The sequence below is a fragment of the Rothia sp. ZJ932 genome, assembly GCF_016924835.1.
Classification (GTDB): domain Bacteria; phylum Actinomycetota; class Actinomycetes; order Actinomycetales; family Micrococcaceae; genus Rothia.
In genome coordinates this window covers 757,741-774,353 of the sequence record NZ_CP070480.1, presented here as the reverse complement: position 1 = coordinate 774,353, position 16,613 = coordinate 757,741, and the positions used below count along the sequence as shown (strand labels likewise).

The 16,613-nt window shown below is 54.0% G+C and carries 16 protein-coding genes; 8 read left to right on the top strand and 8 right to left on the bottom strand.

Going from position 1 to position 16,613, the window contains the following annotated elements:
* Nucleotides 1-173: 173 nt before the first annotated feature.
* From JR346_RS03590 to JR346_RS03575, 5 genes are all read right to left on the bottom strand, one after another.
* Nucleotides 174-2,813 carry a DEAD/DEAH box helicase family protein gene (locus JR346_RS03590; RefSeq protein WP_205483278.1) on the bottom strand — a complete coding sequence of 880 codons (2,640 nt, stop codon included), beginning with the start codon at nucleotides 2,811-2,813 and terminating at the stop codon, nucleotides 174-176.
* Nucleotides 2,813-4,798, bottom strand: a complete 1,986-nt coding sequence (locus tag JR346_RS03585) for a site-specific DNA-methyltransferase (protein WP_205483272.1) — start codon at nucleotides 4,796-4,798, stop codon at nucleotides 2,813-2,815. The genes JR346_RS03590 and JR346_RS03585 overlap by 1 nt, the downstream gene beginning before the upstream one ends.
* 224 nt (nucleotides 4,799-5,022) lie before the next feature.
* Entirely contained in the window at nucleotides 5,023-5,121 is a 99-nt protein-coding gene (locus JR346_RS10590; RefSeq protein WP_370592592.1) for a hypothetical protein, read from the bottom strand.
* A 110-nt stretch (nucleotides 5,122-5,231) separates the two neighbouring features.
* Entirely contained in the window at nucleotides 5,232-5,393 is a 162-nt protein-coding gene (locus JR346_RS03580; RefSeq protein ID WP_205483270.1) for a hypothetical protein, read from the bottom strand.
* Between the two features lie 337 nt (nucleotides 5,394-5,730).
* Nucleotides 5,731-6,735, bottom strand: coding sequence for a general stress protein (locus JR346_RS03575; RefSeq protein ID WP_204877066.1), 1,005 nt, complete (start codon nucleotides 6,733-6,735; stop codon nucleotides 5,731-5,733).
* Between the two features lie 177 nt (nucleotides 6,736-6,912).
* Between JR346_RS03575 and JR346_RS03570 the strand changes: the two genes are divergently transcribed.
* The 3 genes from JR346_RS03570 to JR346_RS03560 are packed head-to-tail and all read left to right on the top strand — an operon-like array spanning nucleotide 6,913 to nucleotide 10,048.
* Nucleotides 6,913-8,223, top strand: a complete 1,311-nt coding sequence (locus JR346_RS03570; RefSeq protein WP_205483268.1) for a magnesium transporter MgtE N-terminal domain-containing protein — start codon at nucleotides 6,913-6,915, stop codon at nucleotides 8,221-8,223.
* Nucleotides 8,216-8,878, top strand: a complete 663-nt coding sequence (locus tag JR346_RS03565; RefSeq protein ID WP_204877068.1) for a DUF1003 domain-containing protein — start codon at nucleotides 8,216-8,218, stop codon at nucleotides 8,876-8,878. The genes JR346_RS03570 and JR346_RS03565 overlap by 8 nt, the downstream gene beginning before the upstream one ends.
* Complete coding sequence (locus JR346_RS03560) at nucleotides 8,879-10,048, top strand: Mrp/NBP35 family ATP-binding protein (RefSeq protein ID WP_204877069.1); 1,170 nt, start codon at nucleotides 8,879-8,881, stop codon at nucleotides 10,046-10,048.
* An 83-nt stretch (nucleotides 10,049-10,131) separates the two neighbouring features.
* Here the strand turns inward: JR346_RS03560 and JR346_RS03555 are convergent, their stop codons facing one another.
* Nucleotides 10,132-10,521 (bottom strand): twin-arginine translocase TatA/TatE family subunit, encoded by a 390-nt coding sequence (locus JR346_RS03555; protein ID WP_204877070.1) that lies wholly within the window; start codon nucleotides 10,519-10,521, stop codon nucleotides 10,132-10,134.
* Between the two features lie 105 nt (nucleotides 10,522-10,626).
* Between JR346_RS03555 and JR346_RS03550 the strand changes: the two genes are divergently transcribed.
* Entirely contained in the window at nucleotides 10,627-11,265 is a 639-nt protein-coding gene (locus tag JR346_RS03550; protein WP_204877071.1) for an O-methyltransferase, read from the top strand.
* A gap of 26 nt (nucleotides 11,266-11,291) precedes the next feature.
* Here the strand turns inward: JR346_RS03550 and JR346_RS03545 are convergent, their stop codons facing one another.
* On the bottom strand, nucleotides 11,292-12,632 hold the full coding sequence (locus JR346_RS03545; protein ID WP_240334008.1) for a hypothetical protein: 1,341 nt from the start codon (nucleotides 12,630-12,632) through the stop codon (nucleotides 11,292-11,294).
* Nucleotides 12,625-12,990 (bottom strand): DivIVA domain-containing protein, encoded by a 366-nt coding sequence (locus JR346_RS03540; RefSeq protein WP_205483253.1) that lies wholly within the window; start codon nucleotides 12,988-12,990, stop codon nucleotides 12,625-12,627. Before JR346_RS03540 ends, JR346_RS03545 begins: the two co-directional genes overlap by 8 nt.
* A 183-nt stretch (nucleotides 12,991-13,173) precedes the next feature.
* Here JR346_RS03540 and JR346_RS03535 point away from each other — a divergent pair, with 183 nt between their 5' ends.
* Genes JR346_RS03535 through JR346_RS03520 form a run of 4 tightly spaced genes read left to right on the top strand, consistent with a single transcriptional unit; the run spans nucleotide 13,174 to nucleotide 16,441 of the window.
* Nucleotides 13,174-13,917: an amino acid ABC transporter ATP-binding protein gene (locus JR346_RS03535; protein ID WP_204877073.1), complete on the top strand. Its 744-nt coding sequence runs from the start codon at nucleotides 13,174-13,176 to the stop codon at nucleotides 13,915-13,917.
* A 32-nt stretch (nucleotides 13,918-13,949) separates the two neighbouring features.
* A complete protein-coding gene (locus JR346_RS03530; protein ID WP_205483251.1) occupies nucleotides 13,950-14,798 on the top strand; it encodes a glutamate ABC transporter substrate-binding protein in 849 nt (282 codons plus the stop codon).
* A 48-nt stretch (nucleotides 14,799-14,846) separates the two neighbouring features.
* The gene (locus JR346_RS03525; protein WP_204877075.1) at nucleotides 14,847-15,530 is read left to right on the top strand and encodes an amino acid ABC transporter permease; all 684 of its coding nucleotides are present in this window, start codon (nucleotides 14,847-14,849) and stop codon (nucleotides 15,528-15,530) included.
* The gene (locus tag JR346_RS03520) at nucleotides 15,527-16,441 is read left to right on the top strand and encodes an amino acid ABC transporter permease (RefSeq protein WP_204877076.1); all 915 of its coding nucleotides are present in this window, start codon (nucleotides 15,527-15,529) and stop codon (nucleotides 16,439-16,441) included. The genes JR346_RS03525 and JR346_RS03520 overlap by 4 nt, the downstream gene beginning before the upstream one ends.
* Nucleotides 16,442-16,613: the final 172 nt, after the last annotated feature.

Here is a 16,613-nt window from a genome sequence, read left to right as displayed (position 1 = left end):
AATCGGAGTGAATCAGTCAGGAATTTGCGCGCAGCAATTGCTGAGCAGCTGATCTCCACAACAGAAACAACCAGCGTAGACGTCGCGCTGCTCCTTTCTCGGAGGAGCTTGGAAGACGGGAACAGCGCGAAGACATGCTAACGATCAGCGTGCCGCGTTTACAACAGTCATATCTAACAGAAACCTGTTGCGGTCTTGAGTGCGTCCCGGAATTCGGTCATACGGTTCTCCTGGTTGTAGAACGGCAGCCCGATAATGCGGTAATCGGTGTTGTCGACATAGACGGTGTGCGGGATCGCGTTCTGCTCGATGGCGAGTAAGAAGTCCTCCTTCCACCTGTCAGTTTCAAGCAGGTGCGTGCCCTTCGGCTCCACGTAGACCTGTTGCTGTTTGTAGGGCTGTCCCTTCTTGCGCAAGAAGAGGAGGAAGTCGGGCTCGAATCGCTCGCCGGTCTCGAACGAGTAGATGGCCAGCGGTGCGAGCCGTTCGTTGCGCACCAGGTAGACCTCGTCGTAGCGCTGCTTGAGGTCGTCGACAACGGTCGAGAAGTATTTGACAAAGGACTTCTCTTCGCTGGTGCCATAGTTGTCGTTGTAGACATACCATTCAGCGTTCTCAAGGTTAACGCGACGGCTGGAATCAGGATCGCTAGTCTGGCTGGTGCCGATCCCACCTTCGACCGGATTCGCGATCTGTAGGCGCTTGTTGCGTAGCACCTCGTTCAATCGCTTGGCTTCGAACTGGTGCGTGCCGCGGTAGGTGACTTTGATGCCTGCCAGGTAGCTGGCGACGGCTAGGAACACCTTGTCCAGGCCCGCCCGCAGGTCGGTCGCAGTGAGGTCTTCAGTGTCGCTTTGGAAGGTGATCTCAGTATCACCGAGGTAGTCCTTACACGTGATGAACTCGCGGGCAGAGTTCAGATGAGGGAAATAGTGCTTAAGCACCTCGAAACGCAGTGCGTCGTAACTTGCTAAGGATCCCAAGGCCACATTCAACGGCATCTCGCTGATCTTTCGGCGGATCGTATGAACCGTCGAACTCTTAGGCGCCTCTGCTTGCCTGCTATCGGCTTCAAAGAGGCTCACGAGCCGGGAAGGTGCGTGGCGGACATCGAACTGATAGAACGCGGACTTCACCCGGTTATCCAGCTGGGTGACCTCCTCGCGGGAGACTTCCTCGCGCTGGTTACTGAACACCATCGCTTCGTGGTAGAAGTCCGTCTGTTTGAACGCCGGTTTAAGTTCGTAGGTGACTTCGGTGACTTCGTCAGGAAGTAAGCCTGTTTCACGCAGCGCGAGGCGAAGCTCGGTGATGTACTTCGAGTCTTGCTTGGAGTGGTAGAGCAGGGTTTCAAGGAGCCGGTTCGGGCTATCAAGATCCTGATCGTACTTCCGGACGAACTTGTCCTCTTGATCGCGTTCGACGGACTCGTTTTCAAGCATAAACGGGAAGTAGCGGGCTCCGCGCCCGATCAGTTGCGCTTCCTTAATCGTGTACGCGCCGGGTTTTCCTGCTTTTCCTCCCTGGCGTGTTTCATAAAGCCGGACGATGTCATAGAGGTTGAGAACGTCCCAGCCTTCGTTCAGCATGTCAACTGTGAAGATGATCCGATACGGGTTGGAGTGATCTTCGAGCGAGTTCACTGCCAACTGCTTCTCCGTTGAGTTGTCTGTGGAGCCGTTCATGATGATGGCGTTCGCTTCGGCGAACCCTTGCTGGATACTCGATCGCAAGGAGCGCAAGCTCGGGTCCTTCTCTTGGAAGTAGCTGATCACCTCTTTCATCAGACCGTCGGTGGCCATCTCGAGGATCTCGTCCTCCGTGAGTCTTTGGAGTCGCTGGAAGAACTCGTCGTAGAACGCTTTCGAATCATCGATTCTTTGCGATTTCAGTAGCACCACAGGCTTCGAGAATACGCCACCGTCGGCAAACAGCGCGCGGCGATACTCCGACAAGACAAGTGCTTGCAGAGTCCTTCCCCACTGGTCGAGGACAGACTGGAAGTTCTGAAAGTCCTTGGTGAACCCGGACTCACGGAAACGTGCCAGGGGATAGTCGAAGACGATCTTGTCTTTGTACTTCTGCAGAATGTTACGGTCGCGCAGATCGACAGTCGCTGTGAACTCCAGCAGCACATTGTCCCGGTTGCCCAGGAAAGCTGAGCTGACCGTGTACTCCCACGAGCGGTCTTCCTCGTCCTCAGCCTTCGTTGCCCTCTTGGTGCGCGTATTCACGTGGTGCGACTCATCAGAAATCATCACCACGGGTGCATCCTCAAAGTCATCGGTTGTGAGCGCGTTTTCCTTCGGGGCAAGGAAATCCAGATGCAGCTTTTGGGTCGTCGAGAAGCAGAGGTTGATTGCGTTCGGGTCGGCGGCAGCGAAGTTGCTAACCTCGTTAATCGGCACACGCATGCCATCGATCTCGATTGACTCAGCGAACAGGTACTTCGCCGAAGCTGTATCCAGGAAGTTAGCTTTAGTCTTCTCGATGATGTTCGTCTGGTTCACGAAGAACAGGAAGTTACGATAGCCAAGTGAATAGTAATGCAGGATAAGGCCAGCCATCATCACGGTCTTACCTGAACCCGTCGCCATGTGATAGAAGAGATGGGTCTGGCGGTTCTTCGACAACTTGTCATTGCTCAAGTACTCGAGCGTATTTGAGAACGCATGCTCCTGGTACTCACGCAGCTCGATGTGAGGGGCAAGATTCTGCTCGATGTGTGCAGGTAGCTCGTGTCGCGTCCCGAAGTTATACAAGGGATCGAGTTGCTGGAACAGGAACTTGTCTTGGTCAATGGAGCCGCTCATTATTTGCCCTTCTGGTAGAAGAACTTAGTGAACTCGACGTCAGCCTCCGACAAACCGAGGTCGGCATCCTCGACTTCCGAAGCGTTGACGTACAGCCGGTTCTTGTCGATCAGCTCAGCTACGGTCGTCTTCCGGTCGTCGAACGACAGCTCCGCGAAGTTCGATGCAGAAGCTGCTAGTTCATCGGGCAGAACAGATGGCCGCAACAGGCCCCGCTCAGTTGCTTGATCGAGTACAGCCTGAACCTCATCGGTGGTTGTCGCGTCTTGCAGTTCGCTCATCAGTTGCTCGCCCTGCTTGGCAAGCTCGACGTAGACGAACGAGCCACCACCCTTCCAAGCAACACCCTTGCTAATCCCAGACTTGTCACCATCGATAACTTTGCGCAATCGGACAAGAGGGCTGTTGCGCCCATAGTCGAGCTGTTCGATTCCTATGTATCTGCGGCCCATTTTGTGTGCAACCGCAGCCGTTGTCCCCGACCCAAGGTGGTAATCAAGGACCAGGTCACCTGGATCTGTGTTCAAAGCAATAATGCGCTGAAGGAGCTTCTCAGGCTTCTTTCCACCCTTTAACTTAACTCCCCCCTCGGATGCGATGCCCTCGTATGGTGTGTCAGTCCAGATGTTTGTCACCTGCATGCTAGGCACAAGCTCATTATCGATCTCGCGAACCTTCTTCGAATAGAACGCCAATTCTTGACCGTTATGCACGTAAACCGTGTACTGGTTTTCACGTTCGATAGCGATAATGCTCTCACGAGTCTTCTTCGAGGCTTCACGTGCAGCTACAACTTGGGCACCAGCTTTGTCACTAATGGCTGTATAGCGGAATACCGAGTCCTTGTGCTGTAAAGCAAACTCTGCTGCCATTTCCTCGACTGCAGCTTTGCCGAGCTGCCCTCTCATTTTCGCTAGGCTGGTAAATCCGTTCTGCTCGGCTAGATAATCGTAAATTCTTACGATTTCCCAAGCGTCAGGCGCTTCGGTTCTGTTTAGCACGTAGTATTTGTAGTTACTATCCCAGCTTGTGGCGACATACTGCGTGTTGTAGCGCCACTGTCGCTTCTCCTTACCGAAAGCAAGAACATACTCCGCTGTTTCGAAAACTCCAGCGTTGACACTCGCGAACCCTGAGGGCGATTTTGTGCGGACCGTGATCTTGTTTAGGAAGTTCTCCTCGCCGAATACTTCTTTCAACAAGAGATGCAGTTCGGCAACTCCGTCATCACTTATTTGCACGAATAGGGCTCCGTCTGGGGAAAGCAATCGACGCGCTACCTGCAATCGGTTTTCCATGAACGTTAGCCAGGTGCTTTTCTTGAAGTTGCTGTTGTAAGCAAAGGTGTCCTCAGCCCTTGTTGCGTTGAAGTAGTACGGCGGATCGATATAGATACACTTGACCTTGCCTTCATACCGTTCGAGTAGCGAGCTCAGGACGAGCAGATTGTTGCCTTTGATGATCAGGTTTTCGTTCTCGTTGAACTCTGTAACGCGTTCTTCTCCTTGTGCGGTGTACCGAGTGGCGTTGCTGAAAGCTTTCGGTGCGAGGAGTCTGGTCACTTCGTCAGGCGCGAGTGTCTCGTTGTAAAAGATCTCATTACGTTTTTCGTCGTCTTTATCTTGACCACCTTCGAGTACGCAGTCCTTGTATGGCCACACCAGAGTAACCTCGCTCGAAGCTGCGATGAGGTTGCGGCCGTCGGCTGAGAGGCCGATTTTGTTTCGGTAGGCCGTGTAGCTATCAGGTAGGAACTCCTTAGAGCTGACCACCCACATGAATTTCTCTTGGTCGAAGATGGTGATGCCATCAACAGTTTTGAAGAAATGCTCTTTAAGAAGGGGGGATGCCGCTAGGCTGCGGATTAGCTTGGCATCGAGCTGCGAAACAGCGTCGCGAACTCGTGGTTTGAGCAGTTGACCGTCCTGGGAAACAAAGCGCTCATCGCTCTTGAGCGCACCTTCGAGTTCTTGTAGGAACTTCATTGTTTCACCTCTTTCTTGATGGTTTCGGATGTGGTTCGCCGCTGGTTGTTTCGTGCTAAGGGAGAAAATGAGTTTGCAGTAGACAACGCAGTGAATGCCTGGTTGCACCTAGCACAACCATCGAAGCGACCATTGGTCGATTCTGAGATGATCACGCAAGTTGTAAACAAGCTTTCCCGACGGCACACACTTAACTGCCTCATGCATCTTTTCCTTTCTCTTCATCAGCGGGCACAACTTCGACGATATCTGCCATTTGGCAGTCCAGTGCTCCGCATAATTCGTGCGAGCACTTGAGTTGTTACGGTCTCGTCGCGCCCCATCTTGGCGATAGTGACGCTTGAGAGACCGGTTGCTTTGCGTAGGTCTTATTTTGTCATATTTTTGTCGATGAGGGTCTTCCAGAGAGGCTTGTAACTAACCACTGGTGTCGTCATTCGGAGTATTCCTCTTCTGCTACGTCTATAACGTCTTTCAGGTAACCGTAACGACCGTTTTCGGTATCTTTGGTGAACTCAATGAGGTTTCCCATAATGGCGCGGTCGACACCGAGAACTTTGTCGGTGTTCTCCAGGATGATGATTTGCTCGTGCACATTTGTATCCGTTGTGGCATGAAAGTTTCTAGAATCTTGATTACTTCATGATTATCGGCAAAAGCGTCTAATTGGATTTGCTCGGCGATAGTCTTGGCAACCGCGATGGGGGTAAAGAACTGGCCCAACTCACTTTAACGAATTGAGTTTAGGCTTCCGAGGGCAGATTCTCGCCGGTTCTGAGCTGCTTCTAACAAATCCATAGTTACTAGAGTAACTCGAAAATACTAGCGAAGAGCTCTCCATCAGCAGCGCGAAAGAAAGCGCAAGTCCGCGCGTCCCTGCCCCTGTTGACGGGTAAGGACGCGCGGACTTACGCTATTTTCAGCTGTCGGGTTTAGCGCTGCTGGTTGTCTTCATCGGGTTTGCGGATGGTTGCCTCGTACTCGGCGGGGTCGGTGATACGCTTACCGTATTTTTGTACCGGTGGCTCGTTACGTACCGCTTCAACGACGGGGTTGGTTTCGGGCTTTTCGGGCGCATTACGCACCATCGCCTCGTATTCTGCGGGGTCGGTGATACGCAACCCGTACTTTGATTCGCCGTTTGTGGCGGTCGGTGGAGCGAAAGGTGCTGGCTCACCGGCATTGGGTTGAGTAGTCTGCTCTGGCTGCGCAGCAGGCGCTGCTACCGAACCGCGTTCTTGAGACTGCCCAGGGTTCACCGGCACTTGGGGGTTCTGCTCAGGCTGTCTATACTGACCGGGCTCAAAAGGGGCTGCAGGAGGCTGCTGGGGAGGCACCGGCTGCTGCCACTGTGGGTACGGCGGGGGCGTAGACTGTTGCCCCTGCTGCGGGTGAGGATGCGAGTGCTGAGGTGTACCAACCGGTGGCACAAAGCCGGTCGGGGTAGCGCCGAACCCCCGAACACCCAAAATCTGACGTGCCTGCTGTGAATACTGGGGAACCACCATCAAATCGTAGGACTCCGCAACAGTAGTAGCGCGGGTGGCAAAGGCGTCCTTATTTTTCATTCGAGCCACCGAAAGCACACCTGTCAGCATCCAAAAAGCGATGCCCAGAGGAACAGCAGTCAAAGCGTTAGCGAGAATAGACGTATTCGTCACGAGAGCCATCACCACAGAAATCAGTGCGCCGAAAGTGGCACCCGAAATTGCCCCGCTCAGTGCGGCTTTGGCGTAGGTAATCTTTCCGGCGATAACTTCGACCTGGCGAATATTGTTGCCCACAATGAAGAGAGCCTGAGCAGGAACACCCCCGTCGGTCAGACGCGCAACGGCAGTGTTGAGCTCATCGCGTGATCGGTGGCTGGTCAGTTTATGACCATCGGGAATAGAAGTGAGGGCAGCAGATGCTTTAGCGCGAGGTTGAGTATCGTCCATGCGTTCTATTTTTTCGTACCCCACCGCCCCCTGTCGTCTCAAGTAACCACTTATCGCCACTGGTGAAACGAAAAGCGGAAGAAAAAACGTCATATAGTGCAGATATTGGGGTGCAATACCCCACATCTGCAAGGTTGTAGTGGGTTTATCGCAACATAACGCCCTAGTCTATTAACTGTGAGTACTGCACCTAATAAAATTTTTATTGCCCGCCTTCTAGGCCTCGATGTTTTTGACCCCATGGGCGACCGTCTGGGGCGAGTACGAGATATTGTGGTGCTCAAAGGCAGCTTTGTTGCCGATCAAGCAACCCGCGCGATTCCCGGCAAAGAACCCGTTGTTGTAGGTATCGTCATTGAGGTGCTAGGCAAAAAGCGTATCTTTGTGCCCATGACCCGAGTAACCTCTATTGACTCTACCCAGGTGATTTCAACCGGTCTGGTTAATTTGCGTCGCTTTGAGCAGCGTGGTTCTGAAGCTCTCGTGGTCGCTGAGCTGTTCGACCGCAAAGTGCATTTAGAAGACGGCTCAGGCGAAGCAACCATTGAGGATGTTGCGATGGAGCAACGCCGCAACGGAGACTGGATTATCTCTGAGCTGTTTGTTTCTCGCGGCACCGGTCAAAGCGGTCTCATGCGTCGCAGGCAGCAAACCCTGGTGGTTGATTGGAACGAGGCGGTTATTTCAACCGATCACGAGCCCCAGGCAGCTACTTCGTTTGTGGCTACCCACGAGAATTCCCAGGCAGCTGACCTAGCGGATGCGCTACATGAGATGAACGATAAGCGCATGATTGAGGTCGCTCAGGAGCTTCAGGACGAACGTCTTGCGGACGTGATGCAGGAGCTGCCCGAGGACGACCAGGTAGAAATTCTTTCGCACCTTGACCTCGAACGCGCAGCGCAGGTTCTTGAAGAAATGGAACCCGATGACGCGGCTGACCTTCTTAACGAGCTCTCTGACGCCCAGCGTGAAGAGTTGCTGCAGCTCATGGATGTTGAAGAAGCGGACGATGTTCGCCGACTACTGGAGTATGAAGAGGGTACTGCGGGTTCTTTGATGAACCCCGTCCCCGTTATTTTGCCCCCGGAGGCTACCGTTGCCGAGGCGCTGGCGCATATTCGCCAGGAGGAAATCTCCCCGGCAATGGCAGCAGCGGTCTTGGTCACGCGTCCGCCCCAAGAAACCCCCACCGGCAAATATTTGGGCATGGTTCATATGCAGCAGTTGCTGCGTGTTCCCCCGTCGGTGCAGGTGGGAACTCTCTTAGACAGCTCCATTGAGCCGGTCTCTGATATGAGTTCTCTTGAGGAGCTCTCGCGCGTTCTGGCAACCTATGACCTCACCATTTTGCCCGTGGTCAACGACTCTAACCGTCTGGTGGGAGCGGTGACTATTGATGACGTTCTCGATGCGCTCTTGCCCGATGACTGGCGCACATACGATGATGGAACTCCCATTCGAAAGGTAGGTCGCCGTTATGAATGATAAGTCTCGTGACCGCTCAGCGAATTCTCTGAGTACTCCCCAACGCGCCCGCCGCAAACTTTTTACCTACAAACCCAACCCCGATGCTTTCGGTCGTATGACCGAGGGTTTCGCCCGCTATATGGGTACTCCGCAGTTTTTGATGTGGATGACCCTGTTCTGCGTGGTCTGGATTGGCTGGAATACGCTGGCACCCGAGCATATGCAGTTCGACCCGCGAGCGCTTAACTATACTCTGCTGACGCTGATGCTGTCTTTGCAGGCGTCGTATGCTGCGCCTCTATTGCTGTTGGCGCAGAACCGCCAGGATGACCGTGACCGCGTGGTGGCGAAAGAGGATCGTAAGAGGGATCAGCAGAATCTTGAGGAAACTGAGTACCTGACCCGTGAGATTGCGTCTTTGCGTATTGCGATGCGCGATGTTGCGACGCGTGATTTTGTGCGTAGCGAGTTGCGCGATGTTCTTGAGGAGCTTCTGGAGATGCAGAAAGAGGACGCGCGTGTTGATGAGGGCGAGGCGGACGCCGCTGATCAAGAGGGCGGTTCAGAAGGTAGTGCTGAGAAGAAGTCTGAGCGTAAGGGCGAGCGGAAGTCAGAGCGTAAGAAGTCTGGCAGTAAAAAGTTGGTCAAGGATTTAGAAAAGGCCGATAGCTAGATGGAGCAGATCGATGTTGCACTGTTAGAGGCGCTGGGTCGGGTTGATGATCCTGAGTTGCGTCGACCGATTACTGAGCTGGGCATGGTAGAAAGCGCCCGTTTGGTGGACGGTGTTGCGATGGTTTCGGTCTTGCTAACTATTGAGGGTTGCCCGCTACGCTCGACGATTGAGGCGGATGTGAAAGCCGCTGTCTCAACGGTTGAGGGTGTGCGCGAGGTGATTGTTGAGGTGGGGTATATGACCCCCGATCAGCGCACTGTGTTGCGCGAAAAATTGGGGCATAGTGCCAGGGTGAATCCCTTTGCGTCCCCCGATTCGTTGACGAAGGTCTACGCGGTGGTCTCCGGTAAAGGTGGAGTGGGTAAGTCTTCGGTAACTGTAAACTTGGCGGCGGCTTTTGCATCTCAGGGACTCAAGGTGGGCGTGGTCGATGCTGATGTTCACGGCTTCTCGGTACCCGGTTTGTTGGGTATTACCCAGGCACCCACCAGATTAGAAGAAATGATTGTTCCGCCGGTGGTTTCGCTGCCCGATGAGGAGTTGGCTGCGTGGCAGCGCCAGCATTCTGCGGTTGAGCCAGGTTTCATCAAGGTGATTTCTATTGGCATGTTTGTTGATAGTGTTCAGCCGGTGGCGTGGCGCGGTCCGATGCTGCACCGGGCGTTAGAGCAGTTTTTGACGGATGTGTATTTCGGTGACCTTGACGTGCTCTTGCTCGATTTGCCCCCAGGCACCGGTGATATTGCGATTTCGATGGCGCAGTTGCTGCCCACCGCTGAGCTTGTTTTGGTATCAACCCCGCAGCTTGCTGCGGTGGATGTCGCGCAGCGTGCCGGTACGCTCAGTTTGCAAACGGAGCAGAAAGTAGTGGGCATTGTTGAGAACATGAGCGCTATGGTAATGCCCGATGGTTCAGCGGTTGAGGTTTTCGGCTCCGGCGGCGGTCAGGTGCTTTCTGAGCGGCTGGGTGAGGTGCTGGGCTATGAGGTTCCTGAGCTGGGTTCTGTTCCCCTGGATGTTTCTTTACGTGCAGGTGGGGACGCAGGTAGGCCCGTGGTCTGGTCAGCTCCTGATTCACCGGCAGGTTCTGCTCTGCGTGCTGTTGCACAGACCTTAGGTCATGCCAAGCGTAACCTCGCGGGGCGCAAGTTACCCCTGAACTTCTAAGGGTAGGTTTTAGACTCTCGCATACGCAAAAAGCCCGGTCTTGATGAAAGGCCGGGCTTTTGCGTATGTAGTTTTACAAAGTTTTAGGTTGCCTCAATATCGAAGGGGGCGAGCGCTCCAGCGCTCAGACGCTGAGGGGGCACTGATGATGCATTGGCTGCGGGAGTCAGCTCCCTGCCTTGTGCCTGGGTCTCAGAGCGTTCCTTCTCGCGCTCAGCGTCATCTTCTGCCAGTGCCTCACGCACAATAGTACGCGGGTCATACTGACGAGGATCGTATTGACGCCAGTTAATATCTTCAAGGCCCGGTCCCAAGGTCTCTTTGAGGTCGTCCTTAGCATCAAAGGCCATGCGACGCATAGATTTGATGAACTCTTTGGCCTGTTGCGCATATTCAGGCATGCGTTCGGGGCCGATCACCACAAGCGCGATGACGACGATGATTATAAATTCAACACCATTGATTCCAAACACACACCAGAGTTTACCTGTCTTTGAGCAGAAAAACCTCTCAGGTGGGCAATGGCTCTATATGATATTGATGAATCACCTGTTTTTTGACCTGAAAGTTGTGTAAGAGTGGCTATTCAAGCGCGTCAGTTGAGCGATGCTTTTTGCGATGAGTTCCCTGTTCAGGATGCACTCGCCGTGCAAGCCCGTGAACACAGCGCGCGGTGGGGCGTTCGGGCGGTGAGCCCAGCAGCGGCGTCCCTGCTAACGGTATTAGCGGCGATCTCCGGTGCGCGTCAGGTCGTTGAGGTGGGCACCGGTAGCGGGGTTTCAACCCTCGCTCTTTTAGAGGGGCTACCGGCTGGGGCTACTTTGACCACCATGGATATTGATTCAACACGCGAGCATCTGGCGAAAGAAGCTATCAAGGCTGGCGGTTTTGACCTCACCCACCGCGTGCGGGCGATTACCGGGGACGCATCGGGGATTCTCCGCAGGCTCTCAGAGAACTCCTACGATTTAGCCTTCGTTGATGCTGATGCAGAGAATTTTGCCCACTATGTCTACGAGTGCTTGGCTTTGCTCAAGCCCGGTGGTTTGCTGATTGCCCATGACGCGCTTAATTCGGGGCTGGTGGCTTCTCCTGCTACCCGCGATACAATTACCCAGAACCACCGTGAGGTACTCACCGCTCTGAGGGAGATTGACGATATTTTCATCTCTCTCGTGCATGCTGGTGAGGGGCTTTTGCTGGTTTATAAAAAGTAGCTTCCCCTCGCTGGGGCAGCGAGGGTTTACGGCGGGTAGTCTCCCCCGCCTGGCAGCTGCTTCCAATGCCAGAGCCACCCTACCCAAACCCACTGACCGGTAGCACCGGTGAGCAAAAGCAAGTACCGGTAGGCACGTGAGGTAGAGAGCGCGACGATTGGCAACGCTAGAACGAACAGGGGCAGCAGCATCCGAAAAGTTGAGCTTTGCGGAAACCAGAACAGTAGCAAATAGCCGGCAAAGCAGGCGCACCACAGGCGCAATTCAGGCGGCAACACCCGACTCGTTACCGGTGTCAATAGAGCAGCTACGCCACCTGCTAGAAGCAGTAGGAAAGCCATCGGGCCAATAACGCCCAAGTAGTGGTAGCTCTGGGTAAACCAGGGAAGAATAACGGTGAGGTGGGTGCCACGCCAGGCTGTTTCGGTGGCTGTGTACGCATCCATCTGACCGGTAGCCCACCAGGCAAGGGCAGGCCATAAGAGCGCGAATCCGCAGACCGCCAGAGCGCTCATAAGTTGCGGTGCTCGCTGGGTAAAGGCACGCATCCATGGGGCGCGGTGCTGGTACACATCGGTGATAAGGCACCACGCCCACCATAGCCCCAGGGTTGCGCCCAAGGGTACACCGATAGGACGCGAGAGGCAGGTTGCCAGGGCAAAAGGCAACAACAGGAAATAGCGCTGGCGAAGCAACAGATACAGGGTTGTAGCCAGGAACAAGAGGTTAAAAGACTCGGCGTAAGGTACCTGCAAGATAGCAGAGACGGGTGCAAAGCCAACCAAAGCGACCGCCCACAGGGCAAGAGTATGGGCTGACTCGTGAGTTTGCGCCCCGTGCTGTCTTTGTATTCTACGGGTGTAGCCGGTGCGCCGTAGAGCTTCACCGAAGAGAAGGTAGATAGCCCAGGATGCTGCGAAGCCAGAAAACAAAGCAAGAGCGATAGCTACACTCATATACGGTGTACCCAGCCCAGCTGCTAGAGCACCTGCCACTAGTGGAAACAGCGGCATGAACGCCCAGGTGTTTTGTTCTACCGTTTCGTTAGCATCGCGGGGCAAAGTCGTAGGGTAGCCTTCGTGGGCGATTTGCTCATACCAGCCGGCGTCCCACAGCCCTAAAAACCGGCTGTAGCTCAAGGGACCTTCACCCCAGGGGCTCACCATTTGTTGGGCGGCAACCGTTGAAAAGACCAGCCAGCCCCACACCCGTGACACGCCGTAGACTGCCAGCACCTGCGTCCAGACCGGCAGACCGCTCACGAGAAATACGATGCGCAGCCAAACTGCCATGAGATGTTCGCTCGCTGTGCGTGGACGCTGGGTTACCTGGTCTGAACCGGTGACAGCTTGCATCTTTTTAGTCACGGTTGCTCACAGCACGGTGCGGTGTTTCTGCTGCCTCGAATGCTGAATACGGGTGCTGGCTAACGCGCTCTCTCAAAGCAGCGTTTTGCTCCAGCAGAAGCTGCACGAACTGATCAACTTCGTCTTTGTTATACCCAGCAACAGAGGTCGCGAACTTCACCCGTTTCAGCTCTTCAGAAGAAGGGTTATCTGAGAGTACGTGGGCGGGGTCTACTCCCGAGGTGAGAGCAACTCCATCAGTGGATACGTATTCAAAGAAACGTTGCCCCGGAAACACCCTGTCTTTACCTAACAACACCGCTGCCAGCGCTATACCCACTGCTGCCGCAGCTGTCAGTGTTACCAAGATGTATGCCATGTGGTACCCTTCTCCATATGCTAGGGTGATATGAAACACGTATAAATTCTGTGTAAATTTTTGCTTTTACCGCGTAACACGCCGGTTACCTAATGCCAGTACTGTAAGCCCATGTTCTCGGACATCAGCAGCTCTCTACATGCTACACGAGGGCGCCCATCCACCGTTCCAAGGAGGAACTCAATGAGCAGTCAATCGCTCGTTCAGGTTCGCAATATCAACAAACACTACGGCGACCTGCACGTTCTCAAAAACATCAACCTCGAAGTCGGCAAGGGCGAAGTTATCATTCTCCTCGGCCCCTCCGGCTCCGGAAAATCTACCCTCTGCCGCACCATCAACCGCCTTGAGCCCATCGATAACGGCGACATCCTCATCGATGGCAAAGTACTGCCATCAGAAGGTAAAGAACTCGCCAACCTCCGCGCAGAAGTCGGCATGGTCTTTCAGTCCTTCAACCTCTTCGCCCACAAATCCATTCTCGATAACGTCACCCTCGGACCCCGCAAAGTACGCGGTCTATCCAAAGCAGAAGCAGAAGCAGAAGCAATGGAACTGCTCAAAAAAGTAGGCGTTGAGTCTCAAGCAAACAAGATGCCTGCCCAGCTCTCCGGCGGTCAGCAGCAGCGCGTCGCCATCGCCCGCGCACTCGCCATGAAACCCAAAGTCATGCTCTTTGACGAACCCACCAGCGCACTCGACCCAGAAATGGTCAATGAAGTGCTTGACACCATGGTGGCGCTCGCCCGCGAAGGTATGACCATGATCGTTGTTACCCACGAAATGGGTTTCGCTCGCAAAGCAGCTGACCGCATCGTCTTCCTAGCGGAGGGCCAGATTGTTGAAGAAGCAACACCCGATGAATTCTTCTCTAACCCCAAGTCAGAGCGCGCACGAGATTTCCTCGGCAAGATTCTCAACCACTAGGCACCGCGCCTTTCTTTGAAAGAAGAACCTTCATGGCATACTCATTCCTCACGAAAAAAGCGGCAGCAGGCACCGCACTTGCTGCCACGGTTGCGCTAGTGTTCACCGGTTGCGGTTCCTCCACCGGTGAAGACACTCTGCGCATCGGTATCAAGTACGACCAGCCCGGTCTGGGTTACCAAGACGGACGCGAATACACCGGTTTTGATACCGAAGTCGCCCGCTACGTCGCCAACGAGCTGGGGTACGTAGAAGATCAGATCGAGTGGGTGGAATCCCCCTCTTCAAACCGTGAAAACATGCTTTCCAACGGTCAGGTTGACATGATTTTTGCGACCTACTCCATCTCTGAAACCCGCCTGAAAACAGTGGATTTTGCAGGTCCTTACTTTGTGGCGGGTCAGGACCTTCTCGTGCAAGAGGGCAATACTGACGTCACAGGCCCTGAATCCTTGGGCGGTAAGGATCTGTGCTCAGTGACCGGTTCAACCTCGGCGAAGAAGATTCAAGATAAATACACCTCAACGGTGCAGCTGGTTCAGCAGAACTCCTACTCCGACTGCGTAGTGGCGCTCAACGCAGGCATGGTGGACGCGGTAACCACCGATGACATCATTCTGGCAGGTCTTGCCTCCACCAAAGCCAACAAGGGTGAGCTCAAGGTTGTGGGCAATACGTTCACGACCGAACGCTACGGTGTTGGTCTGCCCAAGGGCTCCGATAAGTGCCCTGCCATTAACGCTGCCATCAACAAGATGGTTGAAACCGGCGCCTGGGAAGAAGCTCTCGCCAAGAGCGTTGGCGATTCAGGCTTCAAATACAACACCGAACTCAATCCGCCCAAGCTCACTGATGCTTGCGCCACCGTTGAGAAAAAATAGTAGTTGAAAAAATGGCACCCACTTTTTACTTATTAGATGGAGACTTTCATGTCGTTCTCTGAACAGCTCTCCACGCTCTTTGAAACCTACAATGTTTTGGGAGCGTTTTGGACGAACGTTCAGCTGACCTTCTGGGCAGCTATCGGCGCTTTCGTCCTCGGCTTAGTTCTAGCGCTTATGCGTATTTCCCCCGTTCCCTCCCTCCGTTTGGCAGGCACAGCTTACGTACACCTCGTACGTAACACTCCCCTCACTATTTTGATGACCCTGGCAATCTTGGGTGTCTGGACCCAGTTTCAGCTCTCACTTTCATCAAATTTTGAAACCAACTTTTTTCTCTACGCGGTGATTGTTCTGGCGATTTATCACGCAGCTTTTGTGTGTGAGGCAATCCGCTCGGGTGTGAACACCGTTCCCGTGGGGCAGGCTGAGGCAGCCCGCGCCATTGGTTTGGATTTCATGGCGACAGCCCGCCACGTGATTTTCCCCCAAGCGCTACGCGGGTCTATTACCCCGCTTGGCAACACCCTGATTGCTCTTGCCAAGAACACGACGGTTGCCACCGTAGCGTCCGTGGCTGAAGCCTCAGGCATGATGAAATCGATGATTGAGTTCAACTCTGATTTGATTTTCATGATCTTCTTTGTTTTCGCAATGGGCTTTGTGGTCATTGTTGTTCCCATCGGCGTCCTGACCACCTGGGCGTCCCGTAAGCTGGCGGTGAAGCGATGAAACGTCACGTAACTACGTCCGTACTCTTTGATATTCCCGGGCCCAAGGCTCGCGCCCGCACCCGCATTTTCAATATTGTTTCGCTGGTGCTGATTGCAGCCTTGCTGCTTTACATCGGTGTAGTCATGCACCGCCAGGGCCAGTTAGAAGCAGAAAAGTGGACATCACTTTTCTCAGGTAATCTGTGGGCTAACTACCTACTGCCCGGTCTGTTCAACACCCTTAAAGCTGCCCTGATTGCTGTAATTACTTCGGTAGCTTTTGGCATTTTCTTTGGTATGGCACGTCTTTCACCGTTAGCTCCGGTGCGCTGGTTTGGCACCGTGGTGGTGGAGTTCTTCCGCGCAGTACCCGTGCTGATTATGATGATTTTCTTCTGGCTGTTCTTGGGTCAGTTCTCGATTTTCTCGCCCTCACAGTTGCCCTTCATCGCCGTGGTTTTGGGTTTGACTCTCTATAACGGTTCTGTGATTGCTGAGCTGCTGCGCTCTGGTGTTCACCAGCTGCCCAAGGGTCAGGGCGAGGCGGGTCTAGCAATTGGTCTAACCCCTTGGAAGGTACTGACCTCTGTTCTGGTACCCCAGGCGATGACGGCTATGATGCCCTCACTGCTCTCACAGTTTGTGGTCATTCTAAAAGATACCGCGCTGGGCTATATCATCTCTTACCCCGAGCTGCTGGCTTCGGCACGCCGCTTCGGTTCGGGTGAGGGCAACATCTTGCAGATGCTGTTGCTGGCTGCGCTAATCTTCATCGTTATCAACTTTGCGCTCACTCTCTTAGCTGAGTACCTTTCGAAGTTCATGAGCTCACGTTCAGATGTTGCTATTAAGCACGCTGACGGTGTTCCCGGTGAAGTCGACGACGCGCGTCCCAAGACCGAAATGATGTTCAAGATCCCCAAGGCGTAAGCCTTGCAGCCTTCACTTAGTTAAACGAGCACCCGCGACCCTGCCCTTTTCTTGGGGTCAGGACGCGGGTGCTTTTGAATGTCTTCAAACACCGTCTGAGCCGTCGGTAGAGTCTCTGAGGCAGAGAAAAAGAATCGGCAGAATTATAGAAAAACAATCGATTCACTTGCGG